The sequence below is a fragment of the Streptomyces klenkii genome (assembly GCF_003626645.1).
GTDB lineage: Bacteria > Actinomycetota > Actinomycetes > Streptomycetales > Streptomycetaceae > Streptomyces > Streptomyces klenkii.
In genome coordinates this window covers 1-24,947 of record NZ_RBAM01000019.1, presented here as the reverse complement: position 1 = coordinate 24,947, position 24,947 = coordinate 1, and the positions used below count along the sequence as shown (strand labels likewise).

22 protein-coding genes and 1 tRNA gene are annotated in these 24,947 nt (G+C 69.9%); 9 read left to right on the top strand and 14 right to left on the bottom strand.

The annotated features are described in order from the left end of the window. The first annotated feature begins 40 nt into the window (after positions 1-40). From D7231_RS30365 to D7231_RS30325, 8 genes are all read left to right on the top strand, one after another. Positions 41-112 (top strand) — tRNA-Cys (locus D7231_RS30365). 83 nt (positions 113-195) lie between these two features. After that, entirely contained in the window at positions 196-975 is a 780-nt protein-coding gene (locus D7231_RS30360; protein ID WP_120758823.1) for a DUF4190 domain-containing protein, read from the top strand. A gap of 692 nt (positions 976-1,667) precedes the next feature. Continuing rightward, complete coding sequence (locus tag D7231_RS30350; RefSeq protein WP_241999999.1) at positions 1,668-2,498, top strand: helix-turn-helix domain-containing protein; 831 nt, start codon at positions 1,668-1,670, stop codon at positions 2,496-2,498. Then, positions 2,431-2,646, top strand: coding sequence for a DUF397 domain-containing protein (locus tag D7231_RS30345; protein ID WP_199739491.1), 216 nt, complete (start codon positions 2,431-2,433; stop codon positions 2,644-2,646). The genes D7231_RS30350 and D7231_RS30345 overlap by 68 nt, the downstream gene beginning before the upstream one ends. Positions 2,647-2,973: 327 nt before the next feature. Continuing rightward, positions 2,974-3,663: a hypothetical protein gene (locus D7231_RS30340; protein ID WP_147449817.1), complete on the top strand. Its 690-nt coding sequence runs from the start codon at positions 2,974-2,976 to the stop codon at positions 3,661-3,663. Positions 3,664-4,100: 437 nt separating this feature from the next. Beyond that, the gene (locus D7231_RS30335) at positions 4,101-4,571 is read left to right on the top strand and encodes a hypothetical protein (protein WP_120758820.1); all 471 of its coding nucleotides are present in this window, start codon (positions 4,101-4,103) and stop codon (positions 4,569-4,571) included. A gap of 13 nt (positions 4,572-4,584) precedes the next feature. Continuing rightward, positions 4,585-5,880: a hypothetical protein gene (locus D7231_RS30330; protein ID WP_120758819.1), complete on the top strand. Its 1,296-nt coding sequence runs from the start codon at positions 4,585-4,587 to the stop codon at positions 5,878-5,880. A gap of 29 nt (positions 5,881-5,909) precedes the next feature. Next, positions 5,910-6,407, top strand: a complete 498-nt coding sequence (locus tag D7231_RS30325) for a hypothetical protein (RefSeq protein WP_120758818.1) — start codon at positions 5,910-5,912, stop codon at positions 6,405-6,407. Positions 6,408-7,149: 742 nt separating this feature from the next. On the opposite strand, the gene mycP is transcribed toward D7231_RS30325, so the two are convergent. The 12 genes from mycP to D7231_RS30260 all read right to left on the bottom strand — a co-directional run bounded on the left by mycP (position 7,150) and on the right by D7231_RS30260 (position 22,201). Further along, complete coding sequence (gene mycP, locus D7231_RS30315) at positions 7,150-8,343, bottom strand: type VII secretion-associated serine protease mycosin (RefSeq protein WP_120758816.1); 1,194 nt, start codon at positions 8,341-8,343, stop codon at positions 7,150-7,152. An 11-nt stretch (positions 8,344-8,354) separates the two neighbouring features. Then, positions 8,355-9,950 (bottom strand): hypothetical protein, encoded by a 1,596-nt coding sequence (locus D7231_RS36280; RefSeq protein ID WP_147449816.1) that lies wholly within the window; start codon positions 9,948-9,950, stop codon positions 8,355-8,357. Positions 9,951-9,974: 24 nt separating this feature from the next. Further along, positions 9,975-10,454 (bottom strand): hypothetical protein, encoded by a 480-nt coding sequence (locus D7231_RS30305; RefSeq protein ID WP_120758814.1) that lies wholly within the window; start codon positions 10,452-10,454, stop codon positions 9,975-9,977. Between the two features lie 116 nt (positions 10,455-10,570). Then, entirely contained in the window at positions 10,571-12,892 is a 2,322-nt protein-coding gene (locus D7231_RS30300) for a xanthine dehydrogenase family protein molybdopterin-binding subunit (RefSeq protein ID WP_120758874.1), read from the bottom strand. 41 nt (positions 12,893-12,933) lie between these two features. Then, on the bottom strand, positions 12,934-15,027 hold the full coding sequence (locus D7231_RS37865) for a 2Fe-2S iron-sulfur cluster-binding protein (protein WP_241999998.1): 2,094 nt from the start codon (positions 15,025-15,027) through the stop codon (positions 12,934-12,936). Further along, positions 15,024-15,920 (bottom strand): FAD binding domain-containing protein, encoded by an 897-nt coding sequence (locus D7231_RS30290; RefSeq protein WP_120758813.1) that lies wholly within the window; start codon positions 15,918-15,920, stop codon positions 15,024-15,026. Before D7231_RS30290 ends, D7231_RS37865 begins: the two co-directional genes overlap by 4 nt. Positions 15,921-16,218: 298 nt before the next feature. Further along, the gene (locus D7231_RS30285) at positions 16,219-17,871 is read right to left on the bottom strand and encodes a beta-N-acetylhexosaminidase (protein ID WP_120758812.1); all 1,653 of its coding nucleotides are present in this window, start codon (positions 17,869-17,871) and stop codon (positions 16,219-16,221) included. Positions 17,872-17,878: 7 nt separating this feature from the next. After that, positions 17,879-18,790: a carbohydrate ABC transporter permease gene (locus D7231_RS30280; RefSeq protein WP_120758811.1), complete on the bottom strand. Its 912-nt coding sequence runs from the start codon at positions 18,788-18,790 to the stop codon at positions 17,879-17,881. Next, entirely contained in the window at positions 18,787-19,686 is a 900-nt protein-coding gene (locus tag D7231_RS30275; protein WP_120758810.1) for a carbohydrate ABC transporter permease, read from the bottom strand. The genes D7231_RS30280 and D7231_RS30275 overlap by 4 nt, the downstream gene beginning before the upstream one ends. 18 nt (positions 19,687-19,704) lie before the next feature. Next, positions 19,705-21,030, bottom strand: coding sequence for an extracellular solute-binding protein (locus D7231_RS30270; RefSeq protein WP_120758809.1), 1,326 nt, complete (start codon positions 21,028-21,030; stop codon positions 19,705-19,707). Between the two features lie 254 nt (positions 21,031-21,284). Continuing rightward, entirely contained in the window at positions 21,285-21,581 is a 297-nt protein-coding gene (locus D7231_RS30265) for a DUF3039 domain-containing protein (RefSeq protein ID WP_120758808.1), read from the bottom strand. A 32-nt stretch (positions 21,582-21,613) separates the two neighbouring features. Next, positions 21,614-22,201, bottom strand: coding sequence for a YqgE/AlgH family protein (locus D7231_RS30260; protein ID WP_120758807.1), 588 nt, complete (start codon positions 22,199-22,201; stop codon positions 21,614-21,616). A gap of 227 nt (positions 22,202-22,428) precedes the next feature. Between D7231_RS30260 and murA the strand changes: the two genes are divergently transcribed. Continuing rightward, entirely contained in the window at positions 22,429-23,772 is a 1,344-nt protein-coding gene (gene murA, locus D7231_RS30255) for a UDP-N-acetylglucosamine 1-carboxyvinyltransferase (RefSeq protein ID WP_120758806.1), read from the top strand. A 363-nt stretch (positions 23,773-24,135) separates the two neighbouring features. Here murA and D7231_RS30250 read toward each other — a convergent pair whose 3' ends face one another. Together D7231_RS30250 and D7231_RS30240 are read right to left on the bottom strand one after the other, a co-directional pair. Continuing rightward, the gene (locus D7231_RS30250) at positions 24,136-24,417 is read right to left on the bottom strand and encodes an HU family DNA-binding protein (RefSeq protein ID WP_004951951.1); all 282 of its coding nucleotides are present in this window, start codon (positions 24,415-24,417) and stop codon (positions 24,136-24,138) included. 273 nt (positions 24,418-24,690) lie between these two features. Beyond that, on the bottom strand, positions 24,691-24,947 hold a 257-nt coding region (locus D7231_RS30240), incomplete at its 5' end, for a malic enzyme-like NAD(P)-binding protein (protein WP_277875661.1).

Below are 24,947 nucleotides of genomic sequence, written 5' to 3'. Positions count from 1 at the left end.
CCGGGTGGCACCCATAGTGTCAATGCCAGGAGCACGACTTGGCCGTGTGCCCGAGTGGTTGAGGGACTCGCCTGCAAAGCGAGTTACGCCGGTTCGATTCCGGTCACGGCCTCTGGGTTCTGAGTAGGACTACTCAGGGCGGATTGAGTGAGCGCGCGCTCCCGGGGAAGGGGCGCCCCGGGGTGTGATCACCTCATGAAGACGAAGCCGCTGCCGGACCTCCCTGGCCTCCCCGGCCTGCCCGGCCTCACGCCGAAGCGGCCCAATGACATCGGCATGGTGGCATTGGGGCTGGCCGTGATGGCGGTGCTGACCGCCGGCACGCTCTGGGGCATTCCGCTGGCCATCCTGCTGGGCCTGGCCGCGACGGTCTGCGGCGCGATCGGCCGGAGGCGGGTGAAGCGGGACAAGGCGGATGTACGCGTCCCGGCGCTCATCGGCATCGGGCTGGGCGCCATGGTGACGGCTGTCTGCCTGGGCCTGACGATCTGGTTCCTCGACGCAATGTCCCACCTCGACGAAAGGCCGGAGGACCTGGTCTCGGCGGGCGGCAAGTACGGGACACCACTGAACCCCGGCGGAACGGCGCGCTACCGCGACGGCGTGAAGGTGACGGTGAGCAAGGCCCGGCGCGTCCCGAACCTTCCCGGTGACGTCGCCCTGACAAAAGGCGATCTCACCTACGAGTTCACGGTGACGTACGTCAACGACCAGGGGAAATCCGTCGACTTGGCGTGGAACGGAATCAGGACCGACGAGAAGCTCAAGCCGGGCGGCATCACCCCCACCGGCCCCATGAGCCCGGAGTGGGACCGCCACCACCCCTGGTTCCCGGACGAACTCGCACCCCACCAAAAGGTGACGGTAAAGATGCACACCAACGCCCCACCGACCGCCACCACCCTGGACTTCACCTGCGCCCCAACGGACTACCGCGACGAAGCCCACTGGCTGCTGCCGCTCGACTGGACCTGAAGCGCCCCGCCTGCGCCACGAAAGCACGCGAGGGGGGCGCTGCATCACCAACGACTACGAGAGACCGTGCTCCCGCCTGCTCCGGTGATTGACATCGGCTACCTTCGCACGCAGCTCGTCCCGCACGGACGCTGGGGCGGCCTTCGGTTCCTTGGCGGAACAGGTGCAGGTGAACAGAGGCGCCTGAGGCCTCAGATCGATGCCATGCGCGGTAGCCCACAGGTAGACGCCACAGGCGGAGTGCTGCGGGGGATCGGCGGGGTGCGGGGATGGCAACTCCACTTGCCCGGGATCCGTGATCGGCTCGGGCAGTTCACGCGCTACGTCGGCGGTCCCCTGTGCACGAGCAGCCTTGCCAAAGCCGCTCAACTTGAACAGCGCCCTCACCCGTTCGAGAAAGCGGACGATAAGGTCATGCATGTCATCGCTCCAATCCAGCGTTGGCCACGCCCCCGGACCGGTCGCACGGTCGCGGGGGTCTTGCACATGGCAGATCCCGTCCTCTGACCGGCGGACCACATGCCGAGGCGAGGCTCCTTGCGGTCCGCGATCAAGCGGTTACCGCGATTGAGCACAGGGACTACGCTCGCCAGGGGCAGGATGTACACAACTCGCATATAGCGACGGGCGGTTGTTCGATGACGGAGCGAGAGGGCGACAGTCGGCTGACTCCGCGCCAGGTGCTCGGATCCATGCTCCAGCACCTCAGGAAGCGCGAGGGCCTGTCACTGCGCGAGCTGGCGGAGGCGACGCGCTACGGCCACAGCTACATCCACAGGGCTGAACTCGGCGGGCAGCTCCCGTCCGACGCCCTGATAGCCGCTCTGGACCAGCATTTCGACATGGGAGGAACCCTTGTCGAGTTTCTGGAGATGGCCCGCGAGGGATCGCCGCAGGAGTACGGCCGCAAGGCTGCCGCCAGGGAGAGCCAGGCCGAACGCATTCAGGTCTTCACCAGCAGCGCCATCCCCGCACTCCTACAGACCGAAGACTACGCACGCGCGCTCCTACGGACATCCCGCCCCAAAGCACCGAGAGAGCACTTCGACGAAGCCGTTGCCGCTCGCATGAACCGTAAGCAAGTATTCAGTCGCGAAGACCCGCCACCGTATTGGGCAGTCATGGATGAAGCGGCACTCAAACGGCCGGTCGGCGGAAAGGTGACGATGGCCGGCCAACTCGCCCAGATCCTGAAAGCAGCCGAGAACCCGGACGCCACGATTCAGGTACTGCCTTTCGAACGAGGCGAGTATTGGATGCTCGGAGGCAGCCTGACACTCCTCACCGCCCCCATCGGCTCGACACTGGCCTATGTCGAATCGTTCGGATCCGGCGAGTTGGTGGAGTCTGCCAAGCGCGTGGTGGAACTATCCCAGCGATTCGACATGGTGCGCGGACTTGCGCTACGGAGCACGAATCGTTGGAACTCATCCGCAGATACATGGAGGAATACCAGTGAATGGCATACCCGGCCCGGACATCGTCACATGGCGAAAGTCCAGTTACAGCGGCCTGGAAAATGACTGCGTTGAGGTTGCCGACAGATTCAGCGATATCATCTCTATCCGAGACAGCAAGACCCATCACGGCCCCATCATCGTCCTAGCCATTGATGCATGGTCAGCATTCGTGACCGGACTCAGAGCCGGAAACTTCCCAACTGCCCTCTGATCCCCAGGCCCACTCCGTACAGGCATTCGCACCTGACGTCGCGCCAGGCATGCTTGGCAGGTGCGGAGGGGGCTGGGCAACCAAGAGATCGTTAAGAGAGGGCCAGCGGACTCCTGGTCCTGCTAGCGTCGAACACACGCTCGCCCGGTGTCACTACGGCATGGGACAAACCGCGGACCAAGTCGGCAGCGCGTCTCAAGGGGGCCGGAAGCGAGGCTGGGGAGCCGCACACCATCCTGTCCTCCCCCACCACCACAGCCCGTTACCTGGAGTTGCGTTTCGATGCCACGCCTTGCCGTAGTCCGAACGACCTTAGCGATTACCGCCTTGAGCACGTTCCTCACCGCATGCAGTGACAGTTCCGCGCCGGCGAGCCCGATCTCCGGGACGGAGACGACCGCCCCCACAGCCTCAGCCTCAGCCGGCGCCGACAAGGACACGCTGATCATCAGTAGCGTGAACTTCCAGATGCGCATCCGGTCATTCCACGCCTCCGGCACCACGACCGCCCTCGGTGGTGGAAGCACGGAGATGTGGTGGGTCCCTCAGCAGGGGCTCCACGTGAGGACCACGTCCGACCGCACGGGAAAGACCAGCGACGTGTTCTGCAAGGACGGCACGACGTACACCAGCGCAACCCTTCTCGCCGACGCCCTGCGACAATCGGGCCGGGCGGATCCCACGGTCCCGTCCTCGCTGTCCGACGCCTACGTGACGAGCCAAGGTCAACCCTGCGATGCCTATTACAAGATCCCTGAAATGGCCAAGCCTGAACCTGAGCAGGACAGCACAGTCAACGGCGTCAAAACCTTCGCGGTGGCCGCCGCGGCCGGACCGACACAGGACGTCTATCAAATAGCAAACGAAGGCACATACCGCCTTCTCCAGCAGAAGTCCACGCGAGACGGCCGCACAAGCACCACAACGTACGACTCATTCGGCGAGAAGTTCACCATCACGATGCCGCCGAAGGACAAGACCATAACGATGAGCGAGTTCCGCAGCCGCGTGGGCTAGAAGACCGAAGCAGTTCCTGTGGCAGGAGTCATCTCCTTGCGCCCGCACACGCCAGGATCTCCAATCGCTGATGACAATGGGACCGCCACCCTCAGGAACGGCTGGACGGGTTCCCTTACCTGGTTCGGCAGCTACGCGGACGCTAGTGTGCTGCTGGCATGCCAGGGGGCGAGCAAGAGCCTTCTGCTCGGTCATCTTCCCGCGGGAGAAGGCCGGGGTCACAGCACACAACACGGACTGCGCGGTTGCTCGGAGCCGGCGCCTGGGTTACGCGGGGCTCTGCTTGGCTGGAGCCGTGGTCGTGACCGTGCTCGCACTTGCGAAACAGGCCGAACGGCAGGATCGCTGAGCTCTGTAAGGTACACGCCAGGCACTTGCGTTGCGCCATTCGGCGCCGAACAGGTAGACGCACATGCACAGAGGGGGGTGAGTCACCCATGGGTTCCGGAGACTCTGCACAGCAGCGACCGCAGCCGAACCAACCGGCTGCCGGTGGGGCGGGCGGCGCTCAGGGGACGCTTGCCAGCTCGGCGAGCGACAAGAAGATGGCCGCGAGCTACATGGAGCAGCATCTGCTGCCGGACACCCAGGCCGCCGGCCGCATGGGCGAAGGCGGCGGAGAGGTGAGGCCGCCCCTCGCTGGTCCAGGGGTCCTGCGGTCGAATCTGCTGAAGCCGGACACGGGCTTGAAGGGACTGTCCGCTTGGGCCACGGAGAAAGGGCTCTCAGAAGCAATGGCCCTCTGGCAGGGACAGGCGCGCGGGCTGATGAGCCGTCTGAACCGAGAACTGGACGCTCTGCGCGGAACGAACACCCTCTTTCGCGGCCAGGACATCGTCACAGGAGCCCAGTTCGATGCGACGAGCAATCCGCAGGGGCCGTTCCACAGCCGAATAAACGAGTGGTGACCGGGGGTCGACCGTGCCGCTGAGCTACAAAGACGTGACGACCGCCGATCTGGCGCCGCTACTGAACGCTTCCGGGCTGTGGCAGAAAATGGGAGAGCGCTTCGGAGAGCTGAAGGACAATTACGAGACACACGTCCATCGTGCGCTGTCCAACGGCAATTGGCAGGGACAAGCCCGCGCTGCGCATCAGGACAGTGCCACGGTCACAGCCTCCGAATATGCCGCAGCCAAGGCGGAGGCACTGGCCGTCGCCAGCCTCTTGAAGCAGGCGCACACCGAGCTTTCCCGACTACAGAAAACCGTGAAAGACCTGGTCGCCGATGCCAAGGCCAAGGACTTCAAGGTCGACGGCTCCGGCAAGGCCACGTACGTGGGCTTCGACAAGCTGTCCGCACAGGAGAAGCAGGCTCTCCAGCACGATCCGGACTACCCCCGGGCCGTAGCCGATGCCCAGCAGAAGGCGCAGGAGTGGACCGACGCCATCGCCAAGGCGGTGGGAGCCGTGGACGAGGCCGACCAGAGTGTCAGGCGCGCGCTGGGACGCGCGCCGGGCCTTGGCGGATTCAACGCGCACGCCGAGAGCGACTTGGCGAAGGCCGGAACACCGGGGGCCGGTACTACGAAGCCCGACGGGTGGAAAGTCACGACCACCGGCCCCGGTGTCGGCTCCTCCGCAACTGGCAGCCCCTCGTACGGCAAGGAGGGCAGGCTCAAGGCATACGGCGACGTGGGGCATGTCACCGCGAAGAGATCGCTGACCGACGGGCCAGCGGATGTGTCGGTGACCGCCGACGCCTACGCGGGAGCGAGGACCACAGCGAACTACGGCTTCAGCCAGAAGGGTGCCAGCGCCAGCGCCGAGGCGTCCTGGGGTGGGCGAGGCATGGTCGAAGTACGCGAAGACAGCGGGCATATCCCTCTCTATGGACGGGCTGAGGGATTCGTCGGCGAAGAGGCCGGAGTCAGCGCCAAAGCGACCAAGAAAGAGGTCGGCGTGGGCGCGAAGGCATTCGCCGGAGCGAAGGGTGGCGTAGCCGGCGGCTTCGAGTTCGCCGGCATTGGCATCGGCGGAACGGCCGAGGGGTGGGCCGGCGGCGGAGCGGAGGGCAAGTTCGGCTACGAGAAGGACGAGAAGACCGGCAAGTGGAAGATCGGTGCCAAGGCAGGTGTCGCCGCGCCCCTCGGCGGTGCTCTGGGAGCCGAGATCACCGTCGATCCGCACAAGTTCGGCAAGGCCGCCATCCATGCGGCCGATGCGATAGGTGATGCCGCCGGCTCCGTCAAGAACACTGTGAGCAGCTGGTTCTGATGCGCTCCCCCATGAAAGGAGGCTCCGAGTTGGACGCAGCACTGCCGGTACCGCTCGAATTCCGCCTGCCCGACGGCTGGCTCGCCGTCGATCCAGAGACAGGCGGCGCCACTGGTGTGGCCTTCGCCGCGGTCCATCCTCAGTCGGACGCCGGTTTCACCGCCAACATCACCATCGATGGCGAGTACCGGCCGGACGCGGAAATGCTGGATGAGATCGCCGAAGAATCGGTGAAGCGCCTACGCCACTTCGCTGAGTCGGTGGTGTTGGTCGATCGCCGCGAGGTCGGCTCCGCGGACACTCCCGCCCTGATTCAACGGCTGTCCTTCGCGGCCGCCGTCGGCAGTGCACGCCACGACCTCGTCCAGTCCCAGGTCTACCTGTCCGTAGTGGATGTCGCGGACCCTCGCCAACAGGCAGCAGTCCGGCTGACCCTGACCACCACCACGGCCCAGCATGACACCGTCCTTGCGGACTTCCAGGACTTCGTGCGCACAGTGCGCCCCAGCGCCAGGGTGGAGATCTAGCGATGGGCCGCCTATGGGACAAATTGCTCGGCACCAAGTACCCCGACAGTGATGTCGTGCCGCTTTCCGCCTTGGAGGTCCGGGACGCAATGCTCGCAATCAACGGTCTACGCGTTCCTTTTCTCATACGCAACGCCGGTCCTGCTGAGCACGCCGACGTGGTGGCGGAGTGGTGGTTCCGGACGAGCAGTTTCGACAACTCCGATCGGCAGGAGGAGCGGAGACTTAGGCTCCGGATGTATCTGGACCCGTCAGGGCATGAGGTGCAGGCTGTCCAGGAACAGTGGTCTTCCGCCGGGGGTGGGCCATCTATGCAACACGGGTACCGCCCCGGGGGGACATTCACTGTGGAATGGACACGCGAGAGGGGGCCCGACGGCCGTCGGCGCCGAGTCACGACGCTGGATACGCGCGATGTGAAGAAGGCCCTGGAGAAAGTGGTCCTCAGTTCGGGGTGGACCTGGCGCAGAGTGCGCTAGGCGAACCAGCCTGTAGGACACAGACAACGGCAGGGACGTCGGCTACCGCCAGGCGCCCAGCCACGACACTGATCAGCCCTCGCCGTGCCTCCTGACCGCGTCCTCGGCGAAAGCGGTCAGGAGCTTGACAGGTAGATCCCGATCAGTGGCGTTTACTACCCGGGCACCATCGAGCTTGCGCTCGGTGGTGATGGTGAAACGAACCGTTCTGAAGAACTTTCCATACTCGGGGTATCCCCATGCACCGCCTTCCTCCGACACATTCAGAGGGGCGTGGCGCCCTGGCCGGCCTTGCGGCGGCGGGAGAGGAGAATCGGGGTGGTAATGGCGGCGCCCACGAGGACGGCTGCTCCGGCGCCGAGGGCGATCCATTTGGTAGCGGCGCCACCGTTGTTCGCCGAGGCTTCGGCGCCTGAGGGCTTCGAGAGCCTGTCAGCGCTGTCCGTGCCGTCGTCGCTCTTCGGCGCCTGCGAAGCTGCTGGCCCCGGGAGAGGGTTCACGTCGGCCGGGCCCGGGTCGCCCGGGTCCTTGAGGGCGATACGGGGACGGACGGCGCCGTAGCCGACGTAGTCGTTGCGCTTCTCCCCGGTGTCAGGCCCCCCTGCGGTGTTGATGAGGACGCGGGTGACCTGGTTGGCGGTCCAGTTGGGGTGGACGGACCAGATTAGGGCGGCGGAGGCGGAGGCGAGGGCGGAAGCATCACTTGTGCCCCTGCTCCGACATATACCGGTGCCGCCTGGGCAGGCTGCGACCATATCCACCCCCGGGGCAGCGAGGTCGACTTGGGGCCCGTGCTGCGACCACTTGGCGGGAGCGCCCTCCTGGTCGAGTGCAGCCACACCGATGACACCGGGAGCGGAGGATGGATACTCCACCGAGTTTCCCTTGTCGCCGGTGTTTCCGACTGATGCAAAGATCATTTTTCCCTTGCTCAAGGCATAGGCGATGGCCTTCCCCTCTTCCTCGCTCCATCCCGGGCCGCCCTGAGAAATATTGATGATCTTGGCGTCTGATTCCGCCGCATACCGGAGTGCGGCGACCATGCTCTCGGAGCCGTCCTTGAAGTACTTCCCTCCGACACGAACAGGGAGAATCTTCGCCCCGGGAGCAAGGCCGTAGGCTCCCGTATCACTGCCTCGCTTCCCTGTTCCAGCGATCAGGGCGGCCATCCCTGTGCCGTGGCCGTTGGGATCCGTATGAGCATCACCCGGCTCGCCCGAGAAGTTTTTCCCTTCGAGGACCTGTCCCTCTAGGTCGGGCAGACTCGCATCGACTCCGGTGTCGATCACTGCGACTGTGACGCCAGCACCGGTACCCGTCTCCCACATCTCTTCCGCGTGCATGGCGTCCAGATGCCATTGCCTGGAGCGGATGGTGTCGGCGTGAGCTGGCAAGACCGCAACCCCGACCATAGTCAGGCCGACCAAAAGAGAAGCAACAGCACGAGCACTGCGCATGTAGGTTTCCTCTACTCGATCACTGGCGGCACAACACGCTTACCATCCTGGTTCCAGGTCTCCTCGTCCTCGACAAGGTAGTCAGGGCGGCGACCGCCAGACCGCCGCTCCGGAGAGGCACCACCCAGACCTGCCGCAGGCATGAAGCCGCCCGTTACCCCCGGCCTTCCAGAGGCGTTGTTGCGGTTCTCCCCTGTGCCCACGCCACGCACCAGACCCGAGCCACCTGGTGTGAAGGCTGCGCCGCCGCCCCCGGGGCGCCCTCCGACGACTCCGCCGGGCTCCGTCGCCCTGGTCCTCCCGGCTCCTGGGCTGCCAGTCACAGGACCCGGCATTCCACCAAAGCCCGTACCGGGGACCATGGGCGGTCGGGTCTGGCCCTGCCGCGGGGAGGGCTCCGTACCGAATACCGGAACCCGTCCGGGGTTCTGCGTCGGCGCAGATGGTCCGCGCGGCGTGGGGCGACCGCCGACGATGCCGTCGCGCGGCACGTTCGGCAGCTGGATGTCCGGACGGCGGCTGGTACCGGGGCCGGTCCCAGGGGTCGGAATCCTAGGTGTGGGCCGTCCGCCCCGATCAGGAATCGGCCCTCCTGGGCGGCGACCTGCATCAGGGCGTCGCTCAGGCCTCGGCCAACTGGGCACAGGGACATGCGGCACGGGGATCTCAGGTTTCCCGGCGTCCGGCGGAGTGACCGGAGGTCGGTCGGGCTGCGGTACCGGCACGCGATGTGGTGCCTCAACACCGCCGGAGAGGTCAAGGTCCGGACGCCTACTAATCCGTTCCACAGGTTGAGACGGTGTCGACACGCCCTCGGAACTCCGTGCAAGCGCCTCACGACCTGAATAGCCGACTGACGAGACTCCAGCAGCTCCACCAGACGATTGCGCGCCGGAAACATCACCGGCCAAGCCGACGTGCTCAAGGCCGTCCCGTTCAGGCTCCCGGGCTGACGGCATCATCTGATCCGGCATAGGCCGGAAATTAGGCCTGCCCGCCCGCAAGATCTGCGTCGCCGACTGGTCGTACGACTCCGACAGCGCCTTCATCAGCCCAGCTGCTGCCTTATGGTTGTCGTCGAGCCGCTTCTGGGCGTCGTACGCCTCTTTCTGCGTCGGGCCGCCGCTCACCAGGTTGTTGCCGCCGAGAGGCTCCAGGCCGGGCATGGGGACCTTGCCCAGTGCCAGCGGGTGGTTCTTCAGCCAAGCGTCGACCGTGGCCTTGTCCTGCGGAGAGTACTTCGGCATACGCCGTGCGCTGCCCAGGTCGGTGGACGCGAAGTTCATCCACTTGTCGACCTCCTTGGCGTAATCACTGAGCCGGAGCGTCTCATTGGCCATGGAGTTTCCCCACTTGCGAAAGGCTTCGCCGGCCGGGCCCGACCAGACGACGCCCTCCATGTGCTTTTTGAGGTCGTCGCCGAGCTTCTTGATGGCCTGGGCCGCGCCGTTGAGGGTGAGGGCGACCGCGAAGACCTTGTGCTGGTCCGCGTGCTCGACCATGGCCTGGAGCTTCTCGTGCGGGATGGCGTAGAAGTTCTGGACAGGCGTGCACATCGGCAGGAGCCGCGGGTCCTTGTCACTTCTGGGCAGGGCGTGGTCGGTCATGAGTGCTGTGCTTCCTTCCCTCGTCTAGAAGTGGGTGGGCCTGCCTGATCCGTTGTTGCCGCCGTCGGCGCGCAGTTCCGTGCGGGGCCCCGTTCTCGACGTGTGCGGCTGGGCCGCCTCCGCGTCCGGGTCGAGTTTCGGGTCGTACTGGCGCTGCATCCGCTCGTGGATCGCCCAGAGCTTCTCCCGCTCCTCCGCGTCCGTGCCGGCGTAGCCTCCGTGGGCTTCCAGCATGGCGTCGCCGAGTGCGCCGATCTGGTCGTTGAGCAGCTTGGACAGGGTCACCAGGTCCGTGTGGACGGAGTGGTAGACCCCGTAGAGCGCCTCGGCGGCGTTGAAGTGCTCGCCCAAGTGGGCTTGCGTCAAGCCCGTGTCGGCGACCTTGCTCGGTGCCCCGTCGGATTCGTCCAGCGTCCGCAGCAGCTCGTCCACCCGGCCCTTGAACTTCCTCAGCGAGGCCAGTTCGGCTGCGAAGCCCCCCTTGGGCGATGCGTCCTCAGTCACGTGCGCCTCTTCACTGCCTTCCCCACCCGCCGGCCCCCGGTCAACCACCGGCCGTCACATGTAACTTCACGCTACACACTACTGCCGTGCAGTGACACTCACATAAGTACGGGTACTCAGGAGTTGACGGAAGCGGCAACCGCCGCCTGCGGGCGGATCGGGAGGCGGTTGACCGGGCGGCCCGTTGCCGCGCGTACCGCTGCCGCCACCGCCGCCGGGGACGTCACCACCGGGACCGCGCTGATCGCCTTGGCGCCGAACGGGGCCACGACGTCCCGTTCCTCCACCAGCTTCACGATGTGGACGTCCGGGGTGTCCATCGACGTGGGCAGGGCGTAGCCCGTGAAGTCCGGGCGGCGGACGAGGCCCGCCGCCGTGCGGAGGTTCTCCGTCAGGGCCGCGCCCACGCCCTGGGTCACTCCCGCTTCGATGCGGGCCCTCGCCTGGGCGGGGTTGAGGACTCGGCCCACGTCCTGGGCGACCGCCATTTCGACGACACGGACGGAGCCCAGTTCTACGTCCACGTCCACCACCGCGCGCACCGCGCAGAAAGCGATGCCCACGAACGCGTCCCCCTGGCCCGACTCGTCCAGCGGCTCCGTGGGGTGGGGGCGGCACTGGGCCGTGGCCCAGAGTTCCTTGCCGTCCAGGGCTTCGGCGACCGTCGTGCTGAGGACGCCGTCGTACGACGTGATCTTGCCGTCGGTGATCGTCAGGAGCTCCGCGGACATGCCGAACTGTGCGGCCAGCGGCTGCAACAGCTGCGTGCGGACCATCCGCGCCGCCCGCTCGACCGCGCCGCCCGAGACCCACGTGTGGCGGCTGTGCGCGCCGGGGCCGGAGGGGGGCTGGTCGGTGTCGACGGGGGCGACGTAGACCTCGTCCAGGCCGAGGACCTCCTGGACGATCTGGCGGGCCAGGGTAGAGAAGCCCTGCCCCGTCTCCACGGCGGCGCAGATGACCGTGGCCGTCGGGCCGGTCACCTTGACCGTCGCCGTCGAGACCTCGTCCGCGCCCTCCGCGCCGAGCATGTGCACCATGCCCAGGCCGTAGCCGACGCCGCGCCGCACCGCGCCGGCCTCGCCCGCGCCGTCGGGGCCGCCGGGCAGCACCCACTCCTCCTCGGGGTCGTCGGAGGGGAGGGCGGGCAGCGGGTAGTCGCGGACGGCGCGCAGGAGTTCGGCGACGGGCGCGGGGCAGGTGACGGTCTGGCCGGTGGGCAGCAGGTCGCCCGTGGCCATCACGTTGCGCAGGCGCAGCTCGGCCGGGTCGAGGCCCAGGCGCGCCGCGAGCTTGTCCATCTGGCCCTCGTACGCGGCGCACACCTGCATGGCGCCCTCGCCGCGCACGTGGCCGGACGGCGGGTTGTTCGTACGGACGGCCCAGCCTTCGACGAAGGCGTGCGGGACGACGTACGGGCCGCAGGCGAAGGCCACGGCGGCGGCCAGCGCGTCGGAGGAGGAGTCGGCGTAGGCGCCGGCGTCCAGCAGGATCTGCGCCTCGACCTTCACCAGCTTGCCGTCGGCGTCCGCGTGGTGGCGGTAGCGCAGCAGGGTGGGGTGGCGGTGCGGGTGGCCGAGGAAGGACTCCTCGCGGGTGGCGACGAGCTTGACGGGCCGGCCGGTGCGCAGGGCAAGCAGGCCGAGCGGCAGCTGCATGCCGGGGTCCTCGCGGTCGCCCGTCGCGCCGGGCACGCCGGTGACGACGATCTTGACGCGCTCGGGCGCCAGGCCGAAGCAGGCCGCGGCGAGGTCGCGGTCGGCGTGCGGGTCCGTCGACGCGGTGTAGATCTCGACGCCGCCGTCGGGGCGGGGCACGGCCAGGCCGGCCTCGGCGCCGATGGGCGCGGGGTCCTGGCGGCCGATGCGGTACAGGCCCTCGACGATCACTTCGCCGACCGCCTCCGGGTCGCCGAAGCGCAGCGGGATGTGGCGGATCAGATTGCCGTCGGGGTGCAGCGGCTCGGCGGAGAAGGCCTGCTCGGGGTCGGTGACCGGCTCCAGCACCTCGTACTCGACAGCGATGGCCGCCGCGGCCAGCCGGGCCGTGTCGGGGTGGTCGGCCGCGACGGCGGCGATCGGCTCGCCGTGGTGGCGCACGAGCTCGGACGCGAACACCGGCCGGTCGGCGACCTTACGGCCGTGGGCGGCGTCGCCCGGCACGTCCGCGTGCGTGACGACGGCGCGGACGCCCGGCATCCGGGCGGCCTCGGAGGTGTCGATCGACAGGATGCGGGCATGCGGGTGCGGGGAGCGCAGGAGCGCGGCCCACAGCAGGCCTTCCGCCCACAGGTCGGCCGCGTACGGGTAGATGCCCTGGGTCTTGGCCTCCGCGTCGGCCGGGGGGAGGGAGGCGCCGATGCCGTGCGTCGGTTCGGCGTGGCCGCCGGGCGGGGCGAGCGTGGGAACGGTGATGGCTGTGGCGCCGCCATCGGTCATGCCGGTCGTTCCCGTCATGCCGTCCATTCCGCCGCTTCCCGTCATGCCGTCGCCCTTCCGCTGCCCCCGCCGTGCGGGCCCGCCTGGTGCGGGATACGGGCCTGGTCCGCATCCGGCTGCCCGGCCTCGTACTGCTCGTACTGCTGCTGCTCGTACTGCTGCTGCGCGTCCTGGAGCCCTGGCTGGAACTCCGGCTGGAACTCCGGCTGCGTCCCCTGCTGGAGCTCCTGCTCATGCGCCGCGGCGGCTTCGCGCTCGCCGACGACCTGGCGGACCGCGTCGAGCACGCCCCGGTAGCCCGAGCAGCGGCAGAGGTTGCCGCAGATGGCCTGGCGGGTCTCCAGCTCGGTCGGGGCGTGGTTGCCCTCCAGCAGGTCGTGCATGGTCATCGCCATGCCCGGCACGCAGAAGCCGCACTGCACGGCGCCGCACTCGGCGAGCGCCCGCTGTACGTCGGACGGCCGTCCGCCGACGGCCAGGCCCTCGACCGTACGGACCTCGGAGCCGGCGGTCGTGGCCGCCGGGACGAGGCAGGACGCGACGAGCCGCCCGTCGACCTGCACGGAGCAGGCCCCGCACTCGCCCTGCGAGCAGCCGTCCTTGGCCCCGGCCAGGCCGAGACGCTCGCGCAGCACGTACAGCAGCGACTCCCCGATCCAGGCGTCGGTGACGGGCCGGTCGGTGCCGTTGACGCGCAGGACGTACGAGGCGCAGGGGTGCTCGGTGTGGGGGGCGCCGATCCCGAGGGGGTCCGCACCGAGGGGATCCGCACCGAGCGGGTCGTGGCCGAGGGGGGCGTACGCGGTCGGCGCCGGGTCCTCGTGGACGAGCCCGCCGGCTGCCGCCGGGGCTACGGAACCGGCTACGGAATCGGCCACGGCATCAGCTACGGAATCGCCCGCGGCCACGGCTGCGGCTGCGGCATCGGCCGCCTCCGGCCCGCTCTGCTGCGGTACGAACGGCTCGGCCTGCGTGGGCTGGGCGTGCTGCTCCGGCTGGGCGGGCCGCTCCGCCGACTGCTCCCCCGGCTGCTCCGGCTCCTGTGACAGGGTCGGCAGGCCGGGCTGCTCGCCGAGCCCGTTCCCCCCGGTCCTCTCGGCCTGCTCCGCGTGGCCGAACGACTCCGCGTGCATCGGCTGCTGCGGCGGTACGGGCTGGGCGTGCTGCTGATGCTCGGGCTGCTGATGGTCGGACTGTTGAGGCTCCGGCTGCTGCTCCGGCTCACCTGCGGAGCCCTCCGGCTGTGCAAGCTGTGCAGACTGCACCGCCCGCTCCGGCTCCTCCGCGGCGGCGACCGTCTCCACGCCGCCCGGATTATCGCCCGTACCGGTGACATCCGTGACGTACTGCGGCACGGTGAACGCGCCCGTCACGTCCACGGCCGGCGGCTCGGCGGAAGCGGAATGCCCGGCGACGGAGGCGCCCGAGGCCGCGGAGGCGTCCGATGCGGCGGAGGCAACCGGGCCGACCGGGCTCGTAAAGCCGCCCAGCGCGTACTCACCGGACGCGTCGGATGCGTCCACCGCGCCCTCGGACACCACCGGAACCGACCACTGGCCGGTGTCGCCCGCAATGGGCGTACCGGCGGCAGGCGTGGCCGCGGCCAGGGACTGGCGCCAGGAATCGTCGACGGGCTGCGCGGACCACGGAGCGGGGGCAGGAGCCGGAGCCGCGCCCGCAGGGTCCTGCGCCGCCGCGCCCCCCTGCACCACGTACTCACCGGACTCGTCAACGGGGTCGTCGCCCGCAGCCGGTACCGACCACTGGCCGGTCGAACCGGACGCGCCCACCGAGCCGTCGCCCGGCATCGGCCACTCCGCCGTGGCCTGCGGATCGGCGCCGTGGGCCTCGGGCTGAGGCGCTGCCGACGCTTGCGGCACCCCCCACTGCCCGTGCGCCCCCGCGGCCGCCGGAGCCTGCTGCCAGGAGTCCGCGGACGGCGGGACGTACCCGCCCGAACCGGCCGCGGCCAGCGGGTCCCAGGCGCCCGTGCCGGACATGGCCGCGCCCGGGTGGGCGAGGAGCTCCGGCGGAAGTTGCAGGAACGTGGTGCCCTCGTCGTACTCCCCGCCGCGCGGGATCGGCTGCCAGCCGGCCGGGCCGGCGGCGTGGGCCTGTCGCTGTTCGTCACTCACGCGAGTGCCCTCCCCAGTGCTCGGCGGGCCAGAGTCGCCACCGTACGACGCAGGTGCAGCGCGGCGGGCGGCAGGGTGCCCGGCTCCCCGCCGTCGAGAGCGGGCGCGGGGTCCGGGATGCACGCCGCGGCGACGTACTCGCCGAAGGCGGTGCACGCCTCGGGGGCGAGCGTGCGCTCGCCGTCCCAGTCGATGAGGGAGGCGACCCAGCGCTCGGCGTCGAGCGGGCGCAGCGGCATGGGCGCTACGGCGCCCACCGCGCAGCGCACGCCCCGGCGCGCGGGGTCGAGGACGACGGCCACGGACGCGGTGGCGCGGCCGGGGCCGGTGCGGCCGGTGGCCTTGAGGAAGGTCTGCGGGGCGTGCAGCAACGGCACGCGAACGTAGCCGATGAGCTCGCCGGGGCCGAGCATCTCGTAGCCGGTGAGGAGGTGGCCGACGGGGATCTCGCGGCGGCCGCCGCCGGGGCCGGCGATGATGAGGGAGGCTTCGAGGGCGGCGAGGACGGGCAGGGCGTCGCCGGTCGGCGCGGCGGAGGCGATGTTGCCCCCGAGGGTGCCGGCGTTGCGGATCTGGGGCGGGCCGGCGGCGCGCGCCGCGGCCGCGAGCGCCGGGATGAGGGCCGCGAAGTCGGGGCGGCCCATCCGGGCGTGGGTGAGGCCGGCGCCGAGCAGGGCGTGGCCGTCCTGGTACTGCCAGCCGCGGATCTCGCTGATGCGGCCGAGGCCGACGAGCCCGGCGGGCCGCAGCAGCCCGGAGTTGACGGCGGCCATCAGATCGGTGCCACCCGCGACGGGCACGGCCGCGGGCATGGCGGCCAGCGCCGCCACGGCCTCGTCGAGCGAGCCCGGCAGCGTCACCGTGTGCGCTGCCTGCGGTGCGTGCGTGGTCAACCCAGCTGCCCCTTCCCCGGTGGTCCCGGCTGTCCGGCCTGATCCCGCCGTACGATCCCGCCGTACGGTACGTCCTCACGGCCCGGACGTGGCAACTCTGGCACATCTTCGGACTCCGCCGTCGCGAGGGTCCACGAACCGCCGATCCGTCCCCGGCAATGCGAATGGTCCGATTTTCGGGGGTGTCCCCGTTGTGTACGGATTGCCATTGTCAGGGGGCCTTTTTACGACTTACGGCAGTGTGTGAAGGACCACCGTGCCAGCCGTCCGCCGCCGTGGCGCGCAGCTTGGCCGTGGCTCACACGATCGGGGGCGCGCCCTCGATCGGGCGTCCGAGGACGCCGGGGCGGCGCTGCCAGGGCCTGGGGCCGCCCGGGGGCCGGTAGTCCACGCCGAGGGCGTCGAGCCGGGCGTAATGGGCGGTCATACGGCGTTCGAACGCCGGGTAGTCGCGCTCGGCGGGGGCGGGCAGGTGCGACCAGACGGCCTCGGCGAAGGCGGCGAGGCGCGGGAAGGCCTGGTAGTCGAGGCGCTGCTGGTTCTCCGTCACCTCGCTCCAGAGGTTGGCCTGGGCGCCCAGGACGCGGGCGGCCCCGGCCTCGCCGAGCCCCGGCGGCACGGGGTCGAAGCGGTAGACGTCCTCCAGGGTGCGGACGTAGCCGATGGGTACGGGCTCGTCGGTACCGGCCGCCTGCCGGTGGTCGAGGTACACGTGCTGTTCGGGGCACATGACGACGTCGTGCCCGGCGCGCGCCGCCGCGATCCCGCCCGCGTAGCCCCGCCACGACGACACCGCGGCGCCTTCGGCCAAGCCGCCTTCCAGGATCTCGTCCCAGCCGATGAGGCGGCGGCCGCGCTCGGCGAGCCAGCGGTCGAAGTGCCGGACGAACCAGCTCTGCAGCTCGTCCTCGCCGGCCAGGCCCAGCTCGCGGATGCGGGCCTGCGCGGCCGGCGACGCCCGCCACTGGTCCTTGGGGCACTCGTCGCCCCCGATGTGCACGAAGGGGGACGGGAAGAGCTCCAGGACCTCCGTCAGCACGTCCTCGTAGAAGGCGAGGGTCCGGTCGGACGGGGCGAGGACGTTCGGGCTGACGCCCCACGTGTCCCACACCTCCGGGGCGGCGGTGCCGGTGACGTCGGTGTTGCCCAGCCAGGGGTACGCGGCGATGGCGGCCTGCGAGTGCCCGGGGACGTCGATCTCGGGGACGACGGTGATGTGGCGCTCGGCGGCGTACGCGACGATCTCGCGGATGTCGTCCTGCGTGTAGTAGCCGCCGTGCGGCCGCTCGTCCCACAGCGGCGAGGCCCGGTGCCCCAGCTTGGTGCGGGCCCGCCACGCACCCACCTCCGTGAGGCGGGGGTGGCGCAGGATCTCGATCCGCCAGCCCTGGTCGTCCGTCAGGTGCAGGTGCAGGACGTTGAGCTTGTGCGCGGCGAGCAGGTCCAGGTACCGCAGCACGCCGTCCTTGGGCAGGAAGTGGCGGGCGACGTCGAGGAGGACGCCGCGCCAGGCGAACCGCGGCGCGTCCTCGATGGTGGTGATGGGCACGGCCCACTCGCGCTCCCCGGTGACCGGCGCCCGCCGGAAGGCCTCCGGCCCGAGCAGCTGACGGAAGGTCTGCGCGCCCCGGAAGACGCCGGCCGCGCTGCCGCCGTCGATGGCGATTCCGTCACCCTCATGACAGAACCGGTATCCCTCGGGCCCGAGCTCGCGCGCCACCTCCGGGCAGATGCGGAGGACGATGGTGTCGTGGTGCTCGTCGCCGTCGCCGTCGGGCAGGGGCAGGCCGGTGGCCGCGCCGACCGTGGCGCGCAGCCAGCGCGCGACGCCCTCCGTGCCGGGACCGGCGTTCACGGCGGTGCACTCGTCGAGGATGCCGACGCCCTTCGCGGGCGGGATCCCTTCGATACGGCGGGGCAGGGGGATCAGGCTCGGTTCGAAGCCGGTCATGTGTCAGTCAGTCCTTCACCGCTCCGCCGAGGCCCGACACGAGCCTCCGCTGTACCAGTACGAAGAAAACGAGCACCGGCACGGTCATGACGGTGGACGCCGCCATGATGCCGCCCCAGTCGTTGCCCTCGTCCTTGAAGAAGACGAGGAGCGCCATCGGGAGGGTTGAGTTCTCGGTGGCGCTGACGATGAAGGACTTCGCGAAGAGGAAGTCGTTCCACGTCGAGATGAACGAGAAGACGCTCGTCGCGACGAGCCCCGGGAAGACGAGCGGGAAGAGGATCCGCCACAGGAACCGGGCGCGGCTCGCGCCGTCGAGGTACGCGGCCTCCTCCAGCGACTCCGGCACCGCCCGGACGAACCCGCGCAGCATCCAGATCGCGAAGGGCAGCGAGAAGGCGATGTGCGGCAGGATCAGCGAGCCGAGCGTGTTGAGGCCGATGCCGGGCACGTACGTGCCCGCGTCGCGCAGGAGGAAGAACAGCGGGATGGTGAGGGCCTCGACCGGCACCATCTGGGCGACGAGGAACATCACGAGCAGGGTCGTCCGGAACCGGAAGCGGAAGCGGGTGACGGCGGTCGCGGCGAGGAAGGCCACGAGCGCGGAAACGACGACCACGGTGGCCGCGACGAGCAGGCTGTTGAGGAAGTAGCGCGCGAAGTCCTGCTGCCCGAAGACGCGGCGGAAGGCGTCCAGGGAGGGCGCGGACGTCCAGGGGCGGGGCCGGTCCGACTGCACTTCGCCGGCGGGTTTCACCGCGGACAGGACCATCCAGTAGAGCGGGAAGGCCACCACGGCGGCGGTCAGCAGGGCGGCGGCCTCGGCGGCGAGGCGCCACGGGCGGCGGACGCGGAGGACGCTGCGAATGCTCCGAACGCTCTGACCGCGAGTGAGGCTGCGGACGCGAGTGAAGCTCATATCTCCTCCCCTTGTCTGCGCAGCAGCCGCAGGTACGCGAGCGTGACGGCCAGCAGGATCAGCAGCATCACGACGCCGATGGCCGAGCCGAGGCTGTACTGCGAGGACGCGAACGCCTTCTGGTACGCGTAGACGTTCAGGGTCAGGTTCTGCCCGGCGATCCCTCCGCCGTTGGTCATCACGTAGATCTGGGTGAAGACCTTGAAGTCCCAGATGACCGACTGGATGGTGACGACGACGAGGATCGGCCGCAGCATCGGCGCCGTGACCGCGCGCCAGGTGCGCCACTGCGAGGCACCGTCCAGGGCGGCGGCCTCCAGGACCTCCTCGGGGATGGCCCGGATGCCGGCGTAGACGGTCACCATGACGAAGGGGAACGAGCACCAGACGACTTCGAGGAGGACGAGCGCGAAGGCGCTGTAGCGGTCGTACGTCCACGAGTAGCCGTCGAAACCGCTCATACCGAGCCGGGTGAGGAACTTGTCCACAGGCCCGAAGTCGGGGTCGAAGAGGAAGAGCCAGACCGTCGAGCCGGTGACGGCGGGCGTGGCCCAGGCGCCGAGCGCCGCGGTCATCAGGGCGAGGCGGGGCAGGGCGCGGACGCGGGTGAGGAGCACGGCGAGCGCGCAGCCGGTGGCGAGGGTGGCGGCCACGCACGCGGCCGCGAAGAGGACGGTGGCGGCGAGCACCTCCCGGAACTGGCCGTCGCGCCAGAGCGCGGCGTAGTTGCCGAGGCCCTGGAAGGAGGTCGGGCGGCCGCCGCTGACCTGGGCCTGGGTGTACTCCAGGAAGGAGATGAGCCCGAGCTCGTAGACGGGGTAGAGCAGCAGGCCGCCGAGGAGGACGAGGGCGGGGGCGAGGTAGAGCCAGGGGGTCCACCGGCTGCGGGTGCGCATCGTGTCGGCCCGCCGCCCTCAGCCCGCGGCCCTGAAGGCGCTGTTCATCTTCTTCGCCGCGGCGGAGGCCGCCGCGTCCACGCTCCTGCGGCCGCTCACGATCTCCTGGAACATGGACGGCAGCACCTGCCCCGCGTCGATGGCGCCCCACGCGGGTGTCACGGGCACGAAGGCCGCGCCCGCCGCGAGCGTCCTCACGAAGGGTTCGGCGTAGGGCTGTCTGCGGGCCGCCTCGCGGCGCACGTCCGTGTAGGTGGGCAGGAAGCCCATGGCGTCGAAGAGGCCGGACTGGGTGCGCTTGCCGGTGAGGGTGCGCATCAGCTCGACGGCGAGCGTGCGGTGGGAACTGCTCTTGAGGACACCGATGTTGTTCCCGCCCGCGAACGCGGGGGCGATGCTGCCCTCCTCGGCGCCGGGCAGCGGCACGACCGCGTACCTGCCCTTGGCCTTGCCGTTCTCGACGGCCCGGTGGCTGAAGTCCCCGCCGATGGCCATGGCCGCCTTGCCCGAGGCGAACGCCTCCACGGTGGCGTTGCCGCCCATCTGCGCGCACTTGGCGGGCGGGCAGTTGTGCTCGCCGAAGAGGGCGGTGTACGCGGTGATGCCGCGCTTCGCCGCCTCGCTGTCGACGGCCGCGGTGTACTTCCTGCCCTTCTTCTCCGCCAGCGCGCCGCCGTTGGCCCACAGGAACGGCAGGGCGCCGTACGTGTACGAGCCGCCGACCACGAGCCCGTAGAGCTCCGGCCGCTCCTGGTGGATGCGGCGGGCGGTCCGCGCGAGCTCGTCCTGGGTGCGCGGCGGGCGCAGGCCGAGCTCGCGGAAGACGTCCGTGCGGTAGTAGAGGGCGCGCACGCCGACGAACAGCGGGGCGCCGTAGACCTTCCCGTCCACGGTGACGGAGCGGCGGGCGGCGGGGTCGGTGTCCCGTGCCTCGGGCCAGGCGGCGAAGTCGGCGGTGACGTCGGCCAGTCCGCCGTCCCGGACGTAGCCGGCAGTGTCGGTGTTGCCGTACTCGATGACGTCCGGGGCGCTGCGGGGGTCGTTGAAGGCGGCCTTGATCCGCTGGGCGCGCGTCTCGACGGGGATGTAGGTGACCTCGGCGCGGGCGCCGCGGTGCTCCCGGGCGAAGGCGGCGAGGGACTTGCCGACCACGGCCTCCTTGGGCCCGTTGTCGACCTCCCGGAAGAGCCAGACGCGCAGGCGCCCCGTCCGTTCGTCGCCCCCGGCGGCGCCCGCGGAGGAGGTGGAGGGGGCGCAGGCGGTCAGGGCGGTGGCGGCCAGGGCGGCGGCCACCAGGGCCGCCGCAGCGGACAGGGGACGGGATAAGCGACCGGGCAGCGTCATGGGGATGGATCCCTCCCGCGTGGCGTTGCAACATACGCAATGGGCGTTTCGCTCAGCACAACTGGCAGGAGACTAGGGGCGTGCCATGCCCCCGACAAGAGGTCTCTACCACTCTGTGATCGGCGAAAGCGCCCCGTGCAACGCACGCCGCCGCGCACCGCACTCCGTGCAACGCACACGGCCCCCGGGACGCGCCGTAGCGCGCTCCGGGGGCCGGGAAGTGGTGTGCGGCCTGCAAACGGGGAGGCCGGGGGCTACTTCTTGTCGCCGCCCTTGCCGCCCTTGCCGTCCTTGTCCCCTCCGGCGCCCATGCCTTCGAAGATCTCCTTGCACATCGGACAGACCGGGTACTTCTTCGGGTCGCGCCCCGGGACCCAGACCTTGCCGCACAGGGCGACGACCGGGGAACCGGAGAGCGCGCTCTCCATGATCTTGTCCTTCTGGACGTAATGGGCGTAGCGCTCGTGGTCGCCGTCGCCGTGCGACACCTGCGGCGTCGGCTCTACGAGGGTGCCGGTCCCTGCCCCGCGCTCGGGCTCAAGAGTGCTCATGGTCTCCAAGGGTACTGGGGCGCACCGCCGAGTCAGTTAAGGCTCGGGTCGTCCGGATACGTGGCCACCATCGCCAGCTCGTTGCGCTGGCGGCGCAGCACCGCGCGCCACAGCTGCGAGGGGTCGGGCGAGGAGACGTCACCCGGCTCGGACTCCACCACGTACCACGCGCCCTCCACCAGCTCGTCCTCCAGCTGGCCCGGGCCCCAGCCGGCATAGCCGGCGAAGATCCGCAGCGAGCCGAGGGCGGCGGCGAGCAGCTCCGGCGGGGCCTCCAGATCGACGAGGCCGATCGCGCCGTGGACGCGCCGCCAGCCGAGGGGGCCGTCGCCGACGAGGGCGGCGGAGCCCGCCCCCTCCCCCGGCACGACGGCCACCCCCAGCGCCGAGTCCAGCGAGACGGGGCCGCCCTGGAAGACCACGCCCGGCTCCCCGGCCAGCGCGGCCCAGGACTCCAGGATGTCCGCCACCCCGACGGGGGTCGGGCGGTTCAGGATCACTCCGAGGGAACCCTCCTCGTCGTGGTCGAGCAGCAGCACCACCGCGCGGTCGAAGTTCGGGTCAGCGAGCGCCGGTGTCGCAACGAGCAGTCGTCCTGTGAGCGAGGACACCTCGGACATGGGCACATGATCCCGCATTTCGGGCCCGCGCGGGGGGCGGACGCCCACTCCGGCAAGAAAGGGGCGGCCCGGGCGCGCCACGCTAACCGGTAGCGACCATTCCATTAACGGAGCGTGTTGTTGCAAAACCATAACGTGCCCGGAGCCCCCTCAGGCATGCAGGAGGGCCCCCTCGTCGCATTACCCTTTCTTCTTGCCCCCTGCCCAACTCCAGGAACGCGAGATCCATGACCGGCCCTGACGATGTCCTGCTTGTCCACGGCGGTACCCCGCTCGAGGGCGAGATCCGTGTCCGCGGCGCGAAGAACCTCGTGCCCAAGGCCATGGTCGCCGCCCTGCTCGGGCACGGCCCCAGCCGGCTGCGCAACGTCCCCGACATCCGCGACGTCCGCGTCGTGCGCGGACTGCTGCAGCTGCACGGCGTGACCGTCCGCCCCGGCGACGAGCCCGGCGAGCTGGTCCTCGACCCCACGTACGTGGAGAGCGCCAACGTCGCGGACATCGACGCGCACGCCGGCTCCTCGCGCATCCCGATCCTGCTGTGCGGCCCGCTGCTGCACCGGCTGGGCCACGCCTTCATCCCGGGCCTGGGCGGCTGCGACATCGGCGGCCGGCCGATCGACTTCCACTTCGAGGTGCTGCGCCAGTTCGGCGCGACCATCGAGAAGCGCGAGGGCGGCCAGTACCTGGAGGCCCCGCAGCGGCTGCGCGGCTGCAAGATCCGCCTGCCCTACCCCTCGGTCGGCGCGACCGAGCAGGTCCTGCTGACCGCCGTCCTGGCGGAGGGCGTCACGGAGCTGTCCAACGCGGCCGTGGAGCCGGAGATCGAAGACCTCATCTGCGTGCTGCAGAAGATGGGCGCGATCATCGCCATGGACACCGACCGGACCATCCGGATCACCGGTGTCGACAAGCTCGGCGGCTACAACCACCGCGCCCTGTCCGACCGCCTGGAGGCGGCCTCCTGGGCGTCCGCGGCGCTGGCCACCAAGGGCAACATCTACGTGCGCGGCGCGCAGCAGCGCTCTATGGTCGCGTTCCTCAACACCTACCGCAAGGTCGGCGGTGCCTTCGAGATCGACGACGAGGGCATCCGCTTCTGGCACCCGGGCGGCTCGCTCAACGCCATCGCACTGGAGACGGACGTCGCCCCCGGTTTCCAGACCGACTGGCAGCAGCCGCTGGTCGTGGCGCTGACGCAGGCGGCGGGCCTGTCCATCGTCCACGAGACGGTGTACGAGTCGCGCCTCGGCTTCACCTCGGCGCTGAACCAGATGGGTGCTCACATCCAGCTGTACCGCGAGTGCCTGGGCGGTTCCGCCTGCCGCTTCGGTCAGCGGAACTTCCTGCACTCGGCGGTCGTCTCCGGCCCGACGAAGCTCCAGGGCTCCGACATGGTCGTCCCGGACCTCCGCGGCGGCTTCTCGTACCTGATCGCGGCCCTGGCGGCCGAGGGCACCTCGCGCGTCCACGGCATCGACCTGATCAACCGCGGCTACGAGAACTTCATGCAGAAGCTCAAGGACCTGGGCGCGAACGTGGAGCTGCCCGGCGGCGGCACCGCGGCCTGAGGCTTCCGCGCCACCACGACGCGGCCCCCGGCTGGGGGTCCGGGGGTTATCCCCCGGGAAAGCACAGCATGCAGAAGCTGAAGGACCTCGGCGCGAACGTGGAACTCCCGGGCGGCGGCACCGCGGCCTGAGGCTTCCTCGCCGCACGGCGGGCCGCACCGCGGCCTGAGGGCCCTTCTTCTGACGGGGCGTAAGCGCCTGTACGAGCCATTCAAGGCCCGTACAGGCGCTTTCGTGCATCCCGGTGACCTTGGGGCCCGTACGGCCCCTTCCAGGCCCGTACGGGCCCCTGGAAAGCCCAAAGGGCGGTCACCCCGACCGGGGTGACCGCCCTCTCAGCGCTGAGCGCAGCGCTAAAGGCGCTTACTTGCCCTTGGCGGCTTCCTTGAGCTTGGAGCCCGCGGAGACCTTCACGCTGTAACCGGCAGCGATCTGGATCGGCTCACCCGTCTGCGGGTTGCGAGCGGTCCGAGCGGCACGGTGGGTGCGCTCGAAGGTCAGGAAGCCGGGGATGGTGACCTTCTCGTCGCCCTTGGCGACGACCTCGCCGACGGTCTCGGCGAGCGCGGCCAGAACGGCGTCGGCGTCCTTGCGGGTCACCTCGGCGCGGTCGGCCAGCGCGGCCACCAGCTCACTGCGGTTCATGTTGTACTCCCGTGTTCTTCTTGCCAATGAGGCGTGAGATCGAAGCCGATGCTGCCAGGGCCCTCGGACAGTCCCCGGACCCGGGTCCGTTGCCAGACCCTCGCGCCCGGTTACGCATCCTGCCCCCACCAGTGGCGGGAAAGCCAATCCGGCACCCTGGAGAGTCACACGGAAAGCGGCACAGCCTCGGATACAGCCGCATTTCTGCGGCCTGATTTCTGCCCGACACCTTAGGGGCAGGTCGCGGGCCCGAAGGCCCGCGACGCGCCGTCATCAGACGGTCGTGGTGCCCGTCACAGCCGCGCCGGCGGCTTTCGCGGCCTCGCGCACCGCGCCCGCGACCGTCCCCGCGACCTTCTCGTTGAAGACGCTGGGGATGATGTAGTTCGCGTTGAGTTCGTCCTCGGTGACGACGTCGGCGAGGGCCCTGGCGGCGGCGAGCATCATGCCGGTGTCGACGGTGCGGGACTGCGCGTCCAGAAGGCCGCGGAAGACACCCGGGAAGACCAGCACGTTGTTGATCTGGTTGG